General features: G+C 49.8%; 11 protein-coding genes and 3 pseudogenes. 10 read left to right on the forward strand and 4 right to left on the reverse strand.

Annotated elements, in window-relative coordinates:
* Positions 1-33: 33 nt before the first annotated feature.
* Positions 34-1,281 carry a serine hydroxymethyltransferase gene (gene glyA, locus ATB1_RS12620; RefSeq protein ID WP_042664142.1) on the reverse strand — a complete coding sequence of 416 codons (1,248 nt, stop codon included), beginning with the start codon at positions 1,279-1,281 and terminating at the stop codon, positions 34-36.
* A gap of 119 nt (positions 1,282-1,400) precedes the next feature.
* Here glyA and ATB1_RS12625 point away from each other — a divergent pair, with 119 nt between their 5' ends.
* Complete coding sequence (locus tag ATB1_RS12625) at positions 1,401-1,781, forward strand: Rid family detoxifying hydrolase (RefSeq protein ID WP_042664287.1); 381 nt, start codon at positions 1,401-1,403, stop codon at positions 1,779-1,781.
* Between the two features lie 33 nt (positions 1,782-1,814).
* Here ATB1_RS12625 and ilvA read toward each other — a convergent pair.
* The 3 genes and pseudogenes from ilvA to ATB1_RS12640 all read right to left on the reverse strand — a co-directional run bounded on the left by ilvA (position 1,815) and on the right by ATB1_RS12640 (position 6,681).
* A pseudogene (ilvA, locus tag ATB1_RS12630) lies at positions 1,815-3,031 on the reverse strand (threonine ammonia-lyase).
* Positions 3,032-3,402: 371 nt separating this feature from the next.
* Complete coding sequence (locus ATB1_RS12635) at positions 3,403-4,611, reverse strand: FAD-dependent oxidoreductase (RefSeq protein ID WP_042664289.1); 1,209 nt, start codon at positions 4,609-4,611, stop codon at positions 3,403-3,405.
* 606 nt (positions 4,612-5,217) lie between these two features.
* A complete protein-coding gene (locus ATB1_RS12640) occupies positions 5,218-6,681 on the reverse strand; it encodes a sodium/proline symporter (RefSeq protein WP_042664291.1) in 1,464 nt (487 codons plus the stop codon).
* Positions 6,682-7,800: 1,119 nt separating this feature from the next.
* On the opposite strand from ATB1_RS12640, the gene ATB1_RS12645 reads away from it, so the two are divergent.
* The 9 genes and pseudogenes from ATB1_RS12645 (at position 7,801) to ATB1_RS12675 (ending at position 17,450) form a co-directional block, all read left to right on the forward strand.
* Entirely contained in the window at positions 7,801-9,315 is a 1,515-nt protein-coding gene (locus ATB1_RS12645) for an aldehyde dehydrogenase (protein ID WP_042664293.1), read from the forward strand.
* A 174-nt stretch (positions 9,316-9,489) separates the two neighbouring features.
* Positions 9,490-10,224: a 4-hydroxy-tetrahydrodipicolinate synthase gene (gene dapA, locus ATB1_RS12650; RefSeq protein ID WP_206742056.1), complete on the forward strand. Its 735-nt coding sequence runs from the start codon at positions 9,490-9,492 to the stop codon at positions 10,222-10,224.
* Between the two features lie 365 nt (positions 10,225-10,589).
* A pseudogene (locus ATB1_RS24600) lies at positions 10,590-11,164 on the forward strand (transcription initiation factor IIB family protein).
* 100 nt (positions 11,165-11,264) lie between these two features.
* Complete coding sequence (proC, locus tag ATB1_RS12655; protein WP_082256402.1) at positions 11,265-12,035, forward strand: pyrroline-5-carboxylate reductase; 771 nt, start codon at positions 11,265-11,267, stop codon at positions 12,033-12,035.
* The gene (gene proB / locus ATB1_RS12660; protein ID WP_042664146.1) at positions 12,025-12,858 is read left to right on the forward strand and encodes a glutamate 5-kinase; all 834 of its coding nucleotides are present in this window, start codon (positions 12,025-12,027) and stop codon (positions 12,856-12,858) included. Before proC ends, proB begins: the two co-directional genes overlap by 11 nt.
* A pseudogene (locus ATB1_RS23340) lies at positions 12,855-13,333 on the forward strand (gamma-glutamyl-phosphate reductase); the annotation flags it as partial. The gene proB and the pseudogene ATB1_RS23340, both read left to right, overlap by 4 nt.
* 57 nt (positions 13,334-13,390) lie before the next feature.
* Positions 13,391-14,071 (forward strand): IS6 family transposase, encoded by a 681-nt coding sequence (locus ATB1_RS12665; RefSeq protein ID WP_042664295.1) that lies wholly within the window; start codon positions 13,391-13,393, stop codon positions 14,069-14,071.
* A 314-nt stretch (positions 14,072-14,385) separates the two neighbouring features.
* Positions 14,386-15,531: an MFS transporter gene (locus ATB1_RS12670; RefSeq protein WP_157837744.1), complete on the forward strand. Its 1,146-nt coding sequence runs from the start codon at positions 14,386-14,388 to the stop codon at positions 15,529-15,531.
* 719 nt (positions 15,532-16,250) lie between these two features.
* Positions 16,251-17,450 carry a tyrosine-type recombinase/integrase gene (locus ATB1_RS12675; RefSeq protein WP_042664149.1) on the forward strand — a complete coding sequence of 400 codons (1,200 nt, stop codon included), beginning with the start codon at positions 16,251-16,253 and terminating at the stop codon, positions 17,448-17,450.
* Positions 17,451-17,743: the final 293 nt, after the last annotated feature.

Below are 17,743 nucleotides of genomic sequence, written 5' to 3' on the forward strand. Positions count from 1 at the left end.
CGCAACCAAAACGAAGTGAGCGAGTAGAGTCGTTTACTCGTAGATTGGATACTCTTGGGTCAGATAATCGATTTCACGGCTAATATTGGATGCTAACTCCTCGTCGTCAGGGTTGTCGAGGAGGTCGGCGATATAGTTCGCCACGTCTTTGATTTCAGATTCTGTGAAACCACGAGTTGTGACTGCCGGTGTCCCAATGCGGATGCCACTCGTGACGAATGGTGACCGACTTTCGCCCGGAACCGTGTTTTTGTTGAGGGTGATTCCAACCGACTCTAAGCGCTCTTCAGCGTCTTTTCCAGTTACGTCGGGGTGTGAGTCTCTAAGGTCCACTAGCAATAGGTGTTTATCTGTTCCTCCGCTCACCACTGAGAGACCCCGATTCTGAAGCGTCTCTGCGAGACATTTGGCGTTGGCGACCGTCTGTTTAGCATATTCCGTGAAATCCGGTTGCAATGCCTCTTTGAAGCCAACGGCCTTGCCGGCGATATTGTGCATAAGCGGTCCTCCCTGACCACCAGGGAAGATTGCTTTATCAATTGTTTCGGCGTATTCTTCACTCGTCAAAATCATCCCTCCTCTTCCTGCTCGGATGGTTTTGTGGGTGGACCCGGTGACAAAGTCGGCGACACCGACCGGGTTGGTATGGATATCAGCAGCCACCAGACCAGTAATGTGTGCGATATCAGCTAGGTGATACGCATCGACGGAGGCAGCAACACGACTGATTCTCTCGAAATCGAACTCACGAGGATACGCTGACGAACCACTAACAATCAGGTCTGGATCGAACTCGTGAGCAACCGACTCAAGTTCATTGTAGTCGATGTACCCGGTCTCTGGGTCGACGCCGTACTGCTCAACCTCATAGAACTGCCCAGAGAAATTGACGTGGTGTCCGTGCGAGAGGTGGCCGCCATGATTCAGATTTAGCGAGAGAATTTTGTCGCCAGGGTTTAATACGGCGAAATAGACCCCCATGTTTGCTTGTGTCCCACTGTGTGGTTGGACATTAGCATGTTCGGCATCGTACAGTTGCTTTGCCCGATCAATGGCAGCCTGCTCAATTGTATCCATGTGCTCACAGCCACCGTAGTACCGCGAATTTGGATACCCCTCTGCATATTTGTTGGTGAGAACACTTCCTTGTGCTTCGAGAACTTCCTCTGAGACATGGTTCTCTGATGCGATCATCTCTAGGTTGTTTTCTTGTCGATTTTCCTCAGCAGCAATTGCGTTCGCTACAACTGCGTCTGTTTCAGCAAGGTTGCTGTCCAGCATACAAATCTCAATTGGGTGCAGTCTGATAATAGTTCGCATGTCTGATGGCCGTCCACATACCACCAAGTGGCACGTGACCATACCAACCTTTTTGAAGATAGCAATCAGTCCTCTAAATGATGGTTCGAACGATATCGACCAATGAAGCACCAGCAGCAGTAGGTGCGTACAGTCAGGCAACGACCGACAACAACTTGGTCTTCACAGCGGGGCAGATCCCGCTAACTACGGACGGTGTGTTAAAGTCTGACGCCCCAATTGAGGTCCAAACAGAGCTTGTCATGGAGAACATTCAGGCGGTGCTTGCTGCCGAAGGGCTGTCAATGAGTGACGTCCTCAAGACAACAGTGTTACTCGATGATATCGACGACTTTGACGCGATGAATGAAATGTACTCATCTTACTTCGGTGAGAGTCCGCCCGCCCGAAGCGCATTCGAAGCCGAGAGGCTTCCAAAAGGCGTCGGAATCGAGATTGAAGCAATTGCTGAGAAGAAGTAAACAACCACCAGACAGTAGGAGTATCCAGTAACGTTAGCTATTTTTCTGTATCTCATAGCCCGCGTCGCGAACCGACTCCATAATGCGGTCCGTCTGGTTCGGACCGCTCGTCTCTATTTTAAAGTCGAGATAAGCTTCTCCGACACACAAGTCCTCCACCGATCGGACGTGGCGCACATCTCGAATGTTTGCGCCGTGGTTAGCAATCACATTCGAAATATTCTCCATTTTGCCTGGTTCGTCGATGATATGCACTCGAAGTTGAACCAGTTGATTTCGGTATGTGAGGCCGTGTGTCAGTACTGTCTGTAGATCGGTCATACTAAGATTTCCTCCACTGAGTATCGGTACTACTGTCTCACCTGCCACATCAAGGTCGTTACTGCGTATCGCGGCGATAGACGTGGCCCCGGCACCTTCTACCATCTGCTTTGTGCGCTCTAACATGAATAGGATACTCTCGGCAACCTGGGTATCATTAACAGTAATGACCTCGTCAACGTACTTATCAATCTGATTGTACGTCAATTCCGAAATCCCTCCTGTTGCAATCCCATCTGCGATTGTCTGTACGTCCTCGATCGTCTGGGGACCACCTTTTTGAAGGCTTTGAGGCACTGTGGCTGCACCAGTCACTTGGACACCGACGATGCGTGTCTCTGGTGAGAGTTCGCCAATTGCAGTCGCAACTCCGGCGATGAGCCACCACCTCCGATGGGAATCACGACTGTATCGACATCAGGCACCTGCTCAAAGATTTCTAGTCCTATTGTACCTTGTCCTGCCACAATTTCAGGGTCATCATACGCGTGTACAAACAGCGAGTCATTCCCGGTGACTGACTTGGCGTGACTCATCGCTTTCTGGAATGTATGACCATGGAGTTCCACACTGGCTCCGTAGCCAGCGGTTGCATCAATCTTTGTCTGGGGTGCATTCTTTGGCATTACAATCGTTGCATCGAACCCTGTCTTTGTCGCAGCGAGCGCAACACCCTGTGCATGATTGCCCGCACTAGCAGCCACTACCTGTGTTGCTGAACAGCCCTGTTCAACCGCGTTCTTGAGCTTATTGTACGCTCCTCTAGTTTTGAACGACCCTGTTCGTTGTAGATGTTCCATCTTCAACCGGACCACTGCGTCTGTCTCAGCTTCCAGGGAACGGCTTGTTTCGGTGGGTGTTTGACGGACCACTGACTCGTCGTCGAGGTTCGATTCTGCCTTCCGAATCTCCGATAGTGATACACTCATAGCTCTAACTGTTAGCTAGGCTGGTGACCAACCTTGCTTGGTTGATAATCTCTGTCGCTCCTCATATATCTGTGGGTAATGCCTTCTCCACTTCGATTCGATATTTGTGTTCAAGAGACAGGGAATGACGCTCCCCGATAAGTAGATCGACTGCCAATTCAATTACTACCATACTGGAATGCTTTCTAAAGCCCACCATTTCACAGATGTCGCCAACGACACCCTTCTAAGCACCTCATTTCTTTTCACCTCTGCCGTTCTATCTGTTGATTAGGTCAGTGGCCGTCCGTTTGTACTTTGTTACGAGTACCTCTGGAGCTTAGTTGACGGGTTGATCCACTATCTCCCATCATGGCGGTAGCATAACCCATTCAACATCTTTGTAGGATCTCATCAGCCATGTAATCTCCAATCGAAATTGAAGAGGTGATTCCGGGCAATACCATGAGTATATGCGCGGAGCGTTCACCGTACTCAAACACGGGGTCTTTGATTTGTTTTCCATTGTCATCAATCAGGTAGTTGATGATGCCGACATAACTCTCAACCAGATCATCTTCAGTGACTTCTGGGAGAAGGCGCTGGCATTCAGAGACGAATTTAGACTTACTGTATACCATATTCACGTTGTCCCATGCGGACCTCATTGCCTCCTTAGAGCCCATGAATTTCCAGAAGTTGCTCGAAGACATCGTTTCCACAATCTTCTCGAAATTGACTTCGGTTTTCCCATATGCTTCCGGACCGAGGGCAATCATCCCAGTGGGACCGATGATTACTTTGTTATCTGGGCGTCGAGTGAAGTGAATTCCAACGTCTTCGATACGATCAGGTCTTGGAGTGGGGTACACGTCTGTCTTAATCAGATCACGTTTGTCCGGTTTGAGTTCATAATACTGACCTCGTAACGGGAGTGCCTGATACTGGTTTCCAATCACACCCATCTCTCGAGCGAGTTTAGCAGCATGAGCTCCAGTCGTATTCACTAGATAGCTGGACTCAATAACTCCCTTGTCGGTCTCAATCTTTATCAAATCCGATTCATTATCGATCTCGTTCACGTTATAGCCCAGGAAGAAATCAACGCCATTCCCCATCGCTTCACTGGCTAAACTATGGACGATCGGCGTAGAGTCAACAGCCCCGGACTCTGGGGCAAAGAGCGCCGCTTGTCCATCGATGTGGGGTTCTTTTTCGGCGAGCTCACTTCCTGTGAGGAGTTGTTTTTCGATGCCGTGCTGCGTCTTTCTATCCCTTATCTCTTCGAGGCGTCTCTCCTCTTCGTCGTTCTTCGCAACAACCAGTAAGCCGTAATCCTTGTAATGGATATTATTTTGACGGCAGTACTCTTGGATATCTCTCAACCCTTTTTCTGCGAAATGACCCATACGTGGGTTTTCTTCAAAGTCAAGGACAATGCCTGGCGTGAGAACTCCAGAGTTCCGGCCACTTTGATGAGAGCCAACATGGTACTCTTTTTCGATTACACAAATCGATTTGTCAGATTTTTCTGACAAATGTTTGGCAACCGAACAGCCGTAGATGCCTCCACCAACGATGGCTATGTCATAGCGAGCCATACACAATGTTATGAACAAGTGCATATATTTGTTTTGATTTTTAGCGTGAATTCTTGGGGTTATAATTTAACGCAGACACTGATTTCTTTTCCCAGCGAGCGACGCAAGCTTCCGGGAAAATAGCACAGGCCGAACATCTACAAAAAGCAACGGCGGGAAGTAAGAGAACATCGTGCCGATCTCCGACGGAATGTCATGAGTCGATATATAAGACCTTGGAGTACACGGTGTGTGAAGTTAGACAGACAAGTACGAACGCCAGCCCTGTGGCTTCACTACCGACCGGAGTAGAACGCAGCGTCCAACAGCCTTTCACTCTCACGGCACGACACAAGTAGGCGAAGGCTGGTCGAGCCCACAGCCTCAGATACATCTCGCATACGAGCTAGAACCTTGCTCTCATTGATGACATGGAGGTTGCGTCCTCTGTAGGAACTACATCAATTCTCACGCAGTGCGTGTTTTACGAGCAGGATGTCCCGAAGCGACATCAGTCGTGGAATAAGATGGATAGTTCACAAGGTAGCTAACTAGTGCACCCATTCGTGCCTTGGGTCAGCGCCGATATTGCCGCTTCAAGCGTGATTTGTTGGGTACAGGCGTTGGTTAGTCATTTGCGTTCACTTCTCTATTTGAAGTGGAACTAATACTTAGCACACCGTTTTCATGAGATAGGTAGCCAACGACGATCATGGTGGCCACAGTTGTCATCAGCGAGAAAATCGGGAAGTAATCAGGGAAGAGTAGTTTGTTTGCCACCGTACTCATGATTCCGATGAGAATCGTCGCGAATACAGCCTCACTTGTGGTTTTATCCCACCAGAGAGTAGCCACAAGTGGGATTCCGAAGGCTGCAGCGAGGCCCATGTATGCGAACTGAATGACCGCGAAGATGGTCGATGAATTCACATATGCAAGGGTTACACCGACAGCGGCAACGACAGTGACTACAACTCGGCCTAGGTAAATTAGCGTCTTCTCACTGACTCCTGGGTTGAGAACGTTCCTGTAGTAGCTTGTGAAGTCAGCTGAAACAACGAGCATCATTGAATCTGTCGTTGACAGAATCACTCCCAGAATCCCAGCAACAAGGATCCCTCCAATCACATCGGGGAACATGCCTTGCATAGCTACTAATCCGACCGTTTCTGGGTTACTCACATCTCCAAAGATAATCCGACCAGCAACTCCGATGAAGAGAGGTCCAATGAATGAAATGGTCATCCACGTTACTGCAGTCACTGATGCAGCGCTAATATTCCGCTCAGAATTGATTGCTTGCAAACGCATCAATCCGTGGGGCTGACCGAGAAGCCCGAGTGCAAATCCATACCACGTGAGTGCAAATAGGAGGAACTCGGACAGACCAAGACCAGGATTAGCGGAAACTAACGTCGGGTCGATCGCTTGGGCCTTAGTGATAAACGCAGAGAAGCCACCGATATGCATAATCATGATAATTGGTAAAACCACGACTGCCACGATGGCAAGCAAACCTTGAACGAAGTCAGTCCAAACTGACGCATCAAATCCTCCTAACAAGACGTACGCTAACACCAGTGCTCCACCGATCACGATACCAATATTGTAGTTGACTCCGTATAATGTATTCACTGTCTCTCCAACTGCAATAATTTGGGCACCGATGTATACGGTCATGAATATTGCAATTGCGAGGACACCCATAGTTCGAATCCAGCTGCTTAATCGGTCATGCTGGAAGTACAGTGACAGGTGGTCTAGAACCGTTTGGCTATCCAATTCTTCCGACTGCCGTCGGAATTTAGACCCGATAAATCGGTACACGAAGAGGTGCACAAACGTAATTGGAACTGCGTACCATAATCCAGACAGCCCAGTCGTATACCCGACTCCAACCCACGCCAACAGAACGAACCCACTTTGGAGTGAGGACGCATCTGAAATTGCAATCTGTGCCACTCCTACATTCCGACCACCTAGCATGAAGTCGGAGATTCGTTCCGTTTCACTAGTGACATAGAAGTATACCCCGATGCCGAGGAGTCCAACTATGTACACTGAAACTACGAGAAGCGAGATCGAGACCATTATCTGTACCCCCACACAGCGATGTAACCGTTTTCGCGGCGTTTATCGATTAAGTACAGGGCGAGTGCTGCAACCGGCACCATACAAGTTAGTGCCAGTAGGAGTAGCATAGGAACTACTCCTGAGGAGCTGATTGGGAGTTGCATGAACACGCCGTATACCCCCACTGGTAACAACCACGCCAGTATGTTTACTCCCAATACTCTCCATGGAAATTCGTTCTCGAGGTCAACCGAGTGGCTATCATGTGTCACGGCATATCTACGCATGATGTTTTGGTATATATATCTAATGATTACTCTACTATCTGTTCTACCTGAATTGATTCCACACCTCTAACTAGAGCCTCACTGATCTGTTAGCGCGTAAAGTTTGGCGTGCCAGTGTCTTTCACGTGTAGTTGCAATGATTCACAGTTTTGACGTGGCATCTACCGGCGTCCCTATGGTGCATCGTTATAGCATCTCGACCGCAACCTCAACGATTCAGGATTTATAGCTGTATGAAGTTGGGAGCAAGATCCGAAATTTCGTATCATGCAGACGCATGTGCGAAGACAAGAGAGTAACCGATAATATCGCGGTGTTTTCCATTTCAGAAGTTTTTATAAGTGGTTTGGATTCGTGTCTTCTTGTAGATTGATGTGAGGTGTGTTAATTTTGCACAGGTGCGGGTTGTGAAGTAAATCGTCTTTTATGAATGATAACGTCCCTTCACACGGGACTTACAGAATTACTCTTGTAATGCCCGCCGGAAGTAGTGTTACACTATTAGTTTTGTAAAGACGTATCTAACACTGATCTGGCAGCAACCTCTGACATTCTCCTAACATCGTTCTATAATTTCTATATTCAAAGTATTCATATCTCTTTGTTGCGTTTGATTTGTCAATTTCTGCAACTGCTTTTAGGTAAACAGAGGCTCTGATCGACTCGGTTCATCGGTAACACTACTGTGAAATGCGCCACAGGGAAGTCTTGATGTCAAGATGCTCTATGAAGTAACCACCGACAGCAACCACCCACCTTTCAGCTGATTCATTAGATGATATTATTTGTTGGATGGTAACAAACTCCATGCTCCGAAAGTATAAAGTTGGTATGCATGTTCTCCTGTAACATGGCGGCTACAAATACGTCACTCGAAGAGCTAGGATCGCACGAAGACGCAATTAATGACATCGTTGAAGAACTCGATTTTGAGGCTTGGATCGATGGAAAGTCGGTAGAGGCGAACAGTAGAAACACATTCAGAACCCTCGACCCAGCTGTGAACAAGCCAATTACCAAGGTCACTCAATGTGGGTCCGCTGAAGTTGATGCTGCAGTTAACGCAGGATGGTCGGTGTTTGAGTCTCAGTGGAAGGAGACGACGCAAACTGAGCGAGCAAAACGTATCTTAGAATGGGTCGATGTTCTACGTGAGCATGAGGATGAGTTAACTCTTCTAGAAGCACTCGATACCGGTAAGCCACTCAGTGATGCGCGCTGGGAAGTACAGGGTGGCATTGATACGTTAGAATATTACGCATCGATCATTCGGACCCACGGAGGGCGCCAAATTCAGGCGAGCACTGATGCGAATATCTACACTCGAAAAGAGCCATATGGCGTTGTTGGACAAATCACTCCATGGAACTTCCCTATGTGGGCATTCGGCTGGAAGATTGGGCCATCACTCGCTGCCGGCAACGTATCTGTCCTAAAGCCATCACGATACGCCCCACTCACCTCAATCCGCGCAGCACAGCTCTCGAAAGACATTCTTCCCGATGGTGTTCTTAATGTCCTCCCTGGAAAGGGAAGTGAAGCCGGTGCAGCGCTTTCCGAACACGATAAAGTTCGAAAAGTCGCGTTCACAGGGAGTGTAAAAATAGGCAAGATTGCGATGAAAGCTGCGGCAGATCATATTGCTCCCGTGTCGCTAGAGCTTGGTGGAAAGTCTCCATTTATTGTATTTCCTGATGCCGATCTCGACACAGTCATCTCTTCACTCAGTACCGGCATCTTCTACAGCACCGGTGAGGTATGCGAAGCGGCCTCTCGGGCGATTGTCCACGAGGATATTGTTGAGGAATTCACTGAACGCTTCGTCGAAGAGGCAGAGTCGTACGTAGTTGGTGACCCTCTTGACTCTGACACTACGATGGGTCCACTGACAAACAAAGAACAATTCGAGTCGATGAAAAAATATTGTGAAATCGGTCAGAAGGAAGGTGCAACGCTGCTCACTGGTGGTGAACCCTACGAGACCGACCTCGATGGCTGGTTTTGGAAACCAACTGTGTTCACAGATGTAGATAATGACATGCGAATCGCTCAGGAAGAAATCTTCGGTCCCGTTCAGACGATAAACACATTCAGTATCTATGACGAAGCAATTGAAATTGCTAATGATAGTCGGTACGGCCTTGCGGCTGGCGTCGGTACCGAGAATAGTTCTATCGCGCAGAACGCAATTAAAGACCTTGATGCAGGTAGTGTCTGGATCAACGGTTACGGTCCAATACTTCCTGAAACGCCTTTTGGTGGCTTCAAAGACTCCGGGTTTGGGAACGACCTCGGTGAGGAGGCGCTTGAACACTATTCCCGAACAAAAACGGTCGGCATCAACTTTGATGAGCCTCAGATATAGATCAAATCATCGTTGACGTCGAGATCGAATGCTGATAGTACAGTCTACAGGCTTCTTTTTGTGAACCAATCGTCAGCACGTGGCTCATATCTGTCGTCGCCTATCGAAGGGGTGATGCAAATAATAGGATAACACGTACTTATTTATGATATGGAGATCATTTTTGTAACGACTATGGAGAATCTGACCCATGGGGTATACCCAGCGATAGTGACGCCATTCGACGAGAATGACAACGTGGACTACGAAGCATTTGCTGAGAATATTGCTCGCCTCGAAAAAGCAGGGGTGGATGGAATCGTTCCTTGCGGTTCTACCGGTGAACGTCCGACTATTGGCCTGGAAGAGCACAAACGCATTATCGAATTTGTCTCTGAAGAGGCATCTACACCAGTCATTGCAGGTGCTGGCTCCCCATCTACTAAGGAAACTATCGAACTTACTCAACACGCTGAAGATGTCGGTGCTGATGGGGCGCTTGTCATCGGACCGTACTACAGCTCACCCAGCGACCAAGGCCTGATTAAACATCATCGAGAGGTCGCGAATGCAACAGACCTCCCGTTACTCCTGTATAATCATCCGGATGGGATGGGATTCAGTCTGTCACCCGAGGTCATTGTCGAACTCTCGGAACACCCGAATATTGTCGGAATAAAAGAATCTGCAGGAGATATGCAGTTGGTCAATGAGCTCTGCAATCGGACTATCGATACTGAGTTTGATGTTATGACTGGATGGGACTCGCTGTTACTCCCCGCTGTCAGCGTTGGGTGCACTGGAATTATCGGGCTGGGATCGAACATTTTCCCTGAAGATGTCAAATCAATCCTAGAAAACGCGAAAGAAGAGAATTATTCTGAAGCATTCGAAAAGCATCATAAGATAGTAGCCTCGAACGGGAATTAATGACCGAACACCCATCGATAACTGTGAAATACATGATGAGTTTGCTTGGATTCCTCGAACCTCATGTCCGCAAACCCCAATATCCACTAAATGATGAGCAAAAGACAGTAATTCAAGAAGCTCTACAAGCATATCAATCAAAATAGACTTGTTGGCTCCGTAGTTTTGACTGTGGTGGCTAGTTTTCTTCAATCGTTTGCAGTTTGCTGGAACCAGCGAGTCTGAACGACACCCCAGAACCGTCGGGGTTTGTAGATTACTGACGGCGTCGTGCTGTTTCGACCGTTCGGAGGGTTGCTGCGTTTTCTGTACATCATGAACTCGAACGGTGTTTGCACCACGTTCTACAGCCATAGAATCGACGCATGGCTTCTGCCTTGGGTGTTCCAACTGTGCTACGCGAAGCTGCCTGTGTAGTCTATCGACAAGCGCATTCCGCGGATTTAGTTCGGGGCTGGGCAACGGAAGCGATCGCACCAAGCTGTCTCTATATCGCCTGTCGTCGAGATAAGATTCCACGGAGTCTTAATGAAATAGCTGATGTTTCACGTGTTCCCTATGAGCGGATTGCTCGTGCCTATCTTCACCTCTCTAGAGAACTCAATCTCAAGATGATTCCCATCGATCCAATGCAGTACATTCCTCGGTTCGTTTCGGAACTAAACGCGGGTGAAGATGTACGAGAACAAGCGTGTGAAATCATCGAAATTGCTGGCGAGGAAGGCCATCACTCGGGGAAATCGCCAACTGGAATCGTGCTGGGGCGCTGTATGTGGCAGGGGTTCTCTGTAACGAGAAACGAACACAGGATGAAATCGCACAGGTGACACAGGTCACAAAAAGATTAATTTGGAACAGATATCGAGAGCACGTTGAGATGCTGAAAGCGCATGGTGTAGGTCCGATCCGAAGAACTCGGTTACGCGAGTTTGATTGCTAATTCATTCACGAGAGAGGATACGAGTCTGAGCGAAGAACAAGGGGCTGTAATTGCGTCAACAGACACCGATCTATAGTTGCTTGCTCCCACATACTATAGGATGACTCGTGTAAGTGTTGTCGGATGCGGAAACATGGGAGGCACCTTACTTCGAGGCCTGTCTGCAACAGGGCGATACACACTAACAGTATGTGACCTAGATCCGGACGCACGTGAAGCTGTTTCGGCGTACAGTACGGAAACGACGTCAAATCTCGACGTTGCGTCAGACTCAGAGGTTGTTATCGTCGCAGTCATGCCCGATATTATTGATGGCCTCCTTAGAGATCTTGACTTGTCGTCAGACCAAACGCTGGTAACTATCGCAGCAGGTGTGTCAACAGACGCTATCAGAAAACACACGGATTCAACGGTCGTTCGAGTGATGCCGAACTTGGCTGCAGAGAACTGTAACATGGCGGCAGCCGTAACTGAAGAGACAGTTACTGACGATGTGAGAGCTCTTCTCAATGACGTCGGCAAGTACATCGAGATTGATGAGTCGCGAATGGATATTGCAACTGCCGTCAATGGAAGCGGCCCAGCGTTCGTTTTCTATCTCTTGGATGCGATGAAAGAAGCCGGTGTTGAAGATGGCCTTAACAAGGCCCGAACGCTTGCGGCACAGACATTCAAGGTGGCTGCCGAGACGGTGTTGCAGTCGGAGCAGCCAATCCACGAATTAATCGATGCAGTCTGTTCGCCGAAAGGGACAACAATCGAAGGGATGAACTCGTTGTGGGAAAGTAACGCAGACGAAGCGGTGGTTAACGCAGTACTGGCAGCTGAACGTCGGTCACAGGAGTTAGCACACGATTACAATGCTGAGTAAGGGATTAGAGGATATAGAAATTGAACAGGCGCGACAACTCGCAGCCGATGCTGGTCGCGTGATTGTAAAGGCAGGAACAAACTCGCTCACCGACGAGCAGTCGAACCTCGACGACCGAAAACTCGACAAGCTTGTTGACGATATTGTCAGTCTCCGCAATCGAAATAAAAATGTAATCCTCGTCTCGTCAGGTGCAATCGGTGCTGGAAAGGGGCGAGTTGGATATTCCGAAGCGAACGTTGAACAGGCTCAAGCTCTGTCGACCGTCGGGCAGAGCTATCTCATGCAACGGTACACAGAGAGCTTCGAGCGCTACGACCAGAAAATTGCCCAGTTGCTGTTGACCCAGCATGATCTCGAAAAAACCGAACGCTTTACCAATGTCCGCAATACCATCGAGACGCTCTTCGAGTGGGACATCGTTCCAATCATCAACGAGAATGACGCTGTCGCGACTGAAGAGATTCAAATCGGCGACAACGACATGCTCTCGTCGTCAGTCGCAATCGATATCAACGTCGACTTGTTAGTCACGTTGACTGACGTCGGAGGCGTCTATACTGGCAACCCGAAGGAGGACTCTACGGCAGAGCGGATTGAAGCCGTCGGTCAGAACTACGACGAAGTGCAGACGATTACCGATGAGACTTCAACGAACCAGTTCGGTGGTATTCAGACGAAAGTTCAGGGTGCACGTGATGTAAGCGAACACGGAATCCCAGCAATCATCGCAAAGTCCACCGAGGAGAGCGTCCTCGAAAAAATCGCCGCTGGCGAACCGGTTGGTACTGTATTTGTTCCAGTAAACGGAGTCACTCAATGACTGATAAAATAGCAGAAGTCATAGTACAAGAGGCTTAGCAGCTGCACTTGAGCTTGTGAAACTCTCTGACGATGAGCGATGCCACAGTTAATGTCGATCGCCGACGCAATCGACACCCATCAAGAGGAGATTCTCAAGGCGAACGAGAAAGACGTCACGGCAGGGCAACAACTGCTCGCATAGGGAGAGTACAGCCAAGCCCTCGTCGACCGTCTGAAGCTCTCCGAACCGAAACTGGAGAGTATTTCGGAGGTGGTCAGGAGTGTCGCCAACCAAGAGGATCCGCTTGAAAAGACTTGGCCGCGCGGGGCTTGGTAAAGGTCTTGAGCTATACAAGGTCGCCGTCCCGATCGGCGTCGTCGGGGCGGTTTTCGAGTCTCGACCTGATGCGCTGGTCCACATCGCAGCACTCAGTCTCAAATCCGGGAACGCTGTCATTCTAAAAGATGGCAGCGAAGCGAGCCATTCGAACCGGGGGCACTGTCTAGTTAAGCCAGTTTGAGAAATGAGCAGGTCGTTGAGTGTGTTTGGGATGAAGCTCGCAGACCTGCTTAGCGAGTGCTTTGCGACCGGTTTAGAAGAAACTTGGGAGCGTGAGCGGACAGCGACGCCCGTTAGGGCGTTCGCTGTCCAGCTTCACGCGACCGGGTGTTCGCTCAGAGAAACAAAACAGATTCTTCGATATCTCGGCGTTGAACGCTCTCATCAAGCTGTTTGGCAGTGGGTACATCGACTAGCTGACAGCGGTCACAACCCGCCTGAGGCAACGCCGAAGCGGGTTGCGGTCGACGAGACCGCTGTCAAAATCAATGGCGAGTGGTCTTGGTTGTACACTGCAATAGAAATCGAGGCAAAGCTGATTCTTGACGTCGAGTTGTTTGGACGACATGGTGCCGATCCAGCTGCTTCGTTTCTCCATCGACTCTCGGAGAAACACGATTGCTCAGACGCTGTGTTTCTCGTTGATGGCTACGGCTATCAGACTGCACTCTCTCGATTAGGATTGAGCGGTCAGCTTGACTATGTCGAGCGAAATCTCATCGAGAAATGGTTTCACACCCTCAAAATGCGAGTCGACCGCTTCCATAATTCGTGGGTGGGCAGTCACGGAAGCGTCCGCGATTTGTTTATACAATTTGTGCAATACTACAATTTTCAGAGACCGTATCAAGCGCTCGATGGGCGAACACCGGTTGAGGAGGTCACTAACTAGACAGTGCCCAATGTAGATGTCTGTCGCTGTGTCGGAAATATCGAGAAGAGAGAGCAGTTCCCGTAGCGTGGATTCGCTCATCTGGCTCATATCGATGTGTACTCAATAAGTATCTCATCTCTACCGTGGAAAATCCATTGGTGATCCTTTCAAAAATATTTTTCACAGAGAACCATCACACACAGTCATGAACAAAGGACACGGTTCGCAGGGCCGTTACGGCGACCATTCAATCGGGAGAAGACCGCCACAGGAGAGACCAGGCGTCTGAGATGTTTATGAGAGCGTTCGAGAGCCGATTGCCTGGTCCATCGGTGCAATTCGCGAGTACATTGCTTTCATTCGGAATACTGGGCTTCGTTAACGGGGCATGGCAGATCTCACTCTCAGAATTACAAGTAATCCTCAACCTCTCACCGGGAGCAGTAGGTGTACTACTCACTGGTGGAACACTCGTCGCCCTTCCAAGCATGATCATCGCGGGGCGACTAAGCGACCGATTTGGACCTCAGGCAATAGTCGCTGGAACGGGTGTCTTACTCGCTTTTGGACTTGCTGGAGTTGCGTCAATCAGAACGTATCTGGTTTTACTTCCCTTCTTCGGGGTCTTTTTGGCAAGTAGTGGAAGCTTCGACGTGGGGATGAATTCGGCAGCGATTACTGTCGAACAGCAGTCGGGAGGATCAATCATGTCGTACTTTCATGCCGCATACAGCGGTGCTGCTGCAATCGGCGCGCTCGTCGCCGGGGTAATGTTGGGTGCTGGACTTTCTCTTTCGATGGTCTACCTCTGCCTTGCTGGTCTCACCCTCATATTCGTTGGTGGGTTAGTGACCAGACTCAGCTACCCCGCGCAAAGTACCACAGAGGAGGTGTCGGATGGCGATGCGTCGGTTCGTTCTCTCTTCTTCGAACCAATCATTCTATTGGTCGCAGTCATCGTTTCCTTAGCATTCTTCGCGGAAGGAGCAATGGAGAATTGGGCAGCGATCTATCTTCGAACCGTACTCGACGCACCGGTGTCGGTGGGGTCGTTTGGCGTTGTTGGATTCCACACGGCAATGACAGTCGGACGAATCAACGGTGCATGGGCAGCCAGAGCATTCGCACCTCGGACGCTTCTTTTCGCATCAGGAGTCATTGGTGCCGTGGGAATGGCAGTAGCACTTCTGACGTCGGTCCTTCCGCTCGTGGTAATTGGCTTTGCATTAGTTGGGCTCTCAATGGCTATTGTTGCACCACTTGGGTTTTCGATTGCAGGGGACCTCGCTCCTAATCGGTCAGGTGAGGCGAGCTCGGTCGTCACGTTTGTCGGCTACGGGGCTTTCCTGGTTGGTCCGGTAATCATTGGAGGTGTTGCAGAGATCACAACCCTCGGTATGGCGCTTGCTCTTGTTCTCGTATCCGGAAGTGTGATTTCGGCTCTCAGTACACAGATCCCCGATTCAGAGGAAGTCTAAGAGTAATAGGTGAAAACAAAAGATGGTCAACGGAGAGTTGTACAACTAGTGCTTCCGAACCCGTGGCCGACCGGAAACAGGCAAAGAGAGGAGGCACTACACCGAGACGACCTCGAGTGGCGATGCTCAGATAAGGGAATTATTGCAAAGCCCCTCAGATCGATCGATGTTGGAAGTAACGTAGAGCCCTGCATGGTGGGGCCACAGTTTCGGAGTTTGGGTTCTGTTGCGTGTCTTATTTTCACACTGTTTGAATTTGATTAGGCTCTAATCTTGCGGTTTCGAATCTATAGCGGTGAGAAAGCTTGGAAAGGTTTTCTGAGTGACATAAAAATCAGAATCGACAGACTGCTCCTATTTCATCATTATAATGCTTGAACAGAAGACACGCAACACTTCCATCCTCCGAGGTTGTGTGTGGGGCGGACAGAATATATTTTGTATAGCGCTATATGATATACGCTCATTTTGTTCTCAGAGACCAGAATTTACTAACTGACGTTGTGTATAAACCACTCCTGCATCAGCCAAAGTATTAACTATACTGAAGATTGTCGTAGATCAATGAATATCTACGACTCAAAATCACCCCAACACACGGCAAGCGGGTTACTCCCCGGTGAGCAGGCGTGAATCAGCAGTCTGACTCCCAGGGTTTGGACGCCGAAGATACGGCTTCAGACGACGGACCGAGAGAAAAGCGCTACAAATGGTCTCAGATGAGCCTCGACGAACTCGTCGACGTCTACTGGCAAGACATCGCACCGAAGCGATATCGCGATGGGTTCGACGAGGACCGCGACGTTCCGACCTACGACTGGCTCACCGAACACGGGTACAGTGGCATCGCGTACGCGCTGCGCGAGCATCACGACCTGACACCCACGCAGTTCTTCGTCAAGGTCGTCGGCCTCGAAGACACAGAGTCTGAAGAGTGGGAGTGGAACGTCGACCACGACGCCACTGTCGACGCGCTCGACGCGTATCTCACGTCGATAGAGACCCGTGGTGGACGAGCACAGAGTACCGTCGAGACCCACCGAACTCGGTTGTCGAAGTGGGTTCGGACATACCGGGAGTTGCACGGGACAGATGCGTTGCTCGAACCGCTGTCTGAGTTAGATCACCAGCCGCGAGAAATCGAACGCTGTCTCGCCGTCCTCGACGTGTTCGACGAGGAACTGTCGACAGATAGCTCGAAGCTCGAGTATCTGCACGTCGCCAGAGCGTGGTACGCGTTCGTGAAACGCCGGAAGTACGCGAAGTACAACCCACTCTCTGAGGCTGGTGAGGAGTTCGGGTGGGAAGCAAGCGAGCCGGACCCACAGGCGTTGTCGGCTTCGCAGGTGCGTCGAATCTACGGTGAGGTCGACTCGCCCGAAGCGGAGTTAGTCGTGGTTGCACTCGCTGGGTGGGGATTACGGCCTTCCGAGGTTGCTGCACTGCACGTCGATCAGGTAGTCTTGGATGCTGAGGACCCCCATCTGTCGTTCGGTGATGGAGAGCGGAAGAACGGTCCTGGTGAGGTGACGCTGCTGTACGGTGTGGACATTGTAACTGACCGGATTGATGCGCTCACCGACCAGGAGACGTGGAACGGGTATCTGTTCCCCTCTCGGGCGTCGTCAACGGGGCACGCGTCGGTGAGTACGATACGTCGTCGATTCAAACAGCTTGCTGACAGTGCTGGCGTGGTTGTTGATGGGGATACACCCACGCCGAAGATGGGACGTCGGTTCTGGTACTCGGCGTATCAAGAGGCTGTTGGGGAGGTTCTAGAGGGATTGGAGGGGGTTGCTGAAGACCAGGGGAGTTCGTCGACGGAGGTCGTGCTTCGGAACTACTTGTCTAGGGAGCAAGAGCGGAAGGCCCGGCGAAGGAGGATGTATGAGAAGTTGGAAGCGGCATTTGAAGCCTAAGCCCTCCTCCCTTCGTAAGAACGATTAAATTTGATGTTGATACCGTCTGGAGGTCGTGATCTATGGGTTCGGCTGACGGAAAGAGTCTGCCAAACCCACGCTGTAACAGGCTATAGAATGCACTACACGAATAAACCATATATTGCGAGGTCTATTCTCCAAGAAATCGAGTCCACAGTTTCGAGGATGGTTTTGTTGCGTGTTTTATTTTCACACTGTTTGAGTTTGATTAAGCTCTCTCCCTCTCGTTTTTCGAATAAACCACGCTGAGAAAGCTTGGAAAAGTATCTGAG

This window comes from Haloferax sp. ATB1 (assembly GCF_000730175.1).

What these genes read in the sequence shown, in the direction of transcription:
- glyA (WP_042664142.1), bottom strand. Translation starts at nt 1,281, where the DNA reads ATGCTGGACAGCAACCTTGCTGAAACAGACGCAGTTGTAGCGAACGCA.
- ATB1_RS12625 (WP_042664287.1), top strand. Translation starts at nt 1,401, where the DNA reads ATGGTTCGAACGATATCGACCAATGAAGCACCAGCAGCAGTAGGTGCG.
- ATB1_RS12635 (WP_042664289.1), bottom strand. Translation starts at nt 4,611, where the DNA reads ATGGCTCGCTATGACATAGCCATCGTTGGTGGAGGCATCTACGGCTGT.
- ATB1_RS12640 (WP_042664291.1), bottom strand. Translation starts at nt 6,681, where the DNA reads ATGGTCTCGATCTCGCTTCTCGTAGTTTCAGTGTACATAGTTGGACTC.
- ATB1_RS12645 (WP_042664293.1), top strand. Translation starts at nt 7,801, where the DNA reads ATGGCGGCTACAAATACGTCACTCGAAGAGCTAGGATCGCACGAAGAC.
- dapA (WP_206742056.1), top strand. Translation starts at nt 9,490, where the DNA reads ATGGAGAATCTGACCCATGGGGTATACCCAGCGATAGTGACGCCATTC.
- proC (WP_082256402.1), top strand. Translation starts at nt 11,265, where the DNA reads ATGACTCGTGTAAGTGTTGTCGGATGCGGAAACATGGGAGGCACCTTA.
- proB (WP_042664146.1), top strand. Translation starts at nt 12,025, where the DNA reads ATGCTGAGTAAGGGATTAGAGGATATAGAAATTGAACAGGCGCGACAA.
- ATB1_RS12665 (WP_042664295.1), top strand. Translation starts at nt 13,391, where the DNA reads ATGAAGCTCGCAGACCTGCTTAGCGAGTGCTTTGCGACCGGTTTAGAA.
- ATB1_RS12675 (WP_042664149.1), top strand. Translation starts at nt 16,251, where the DNA reads ATGAGCCTCGACGAACTCGTCGACGTCTACTGGCAAGACATCGCACCG.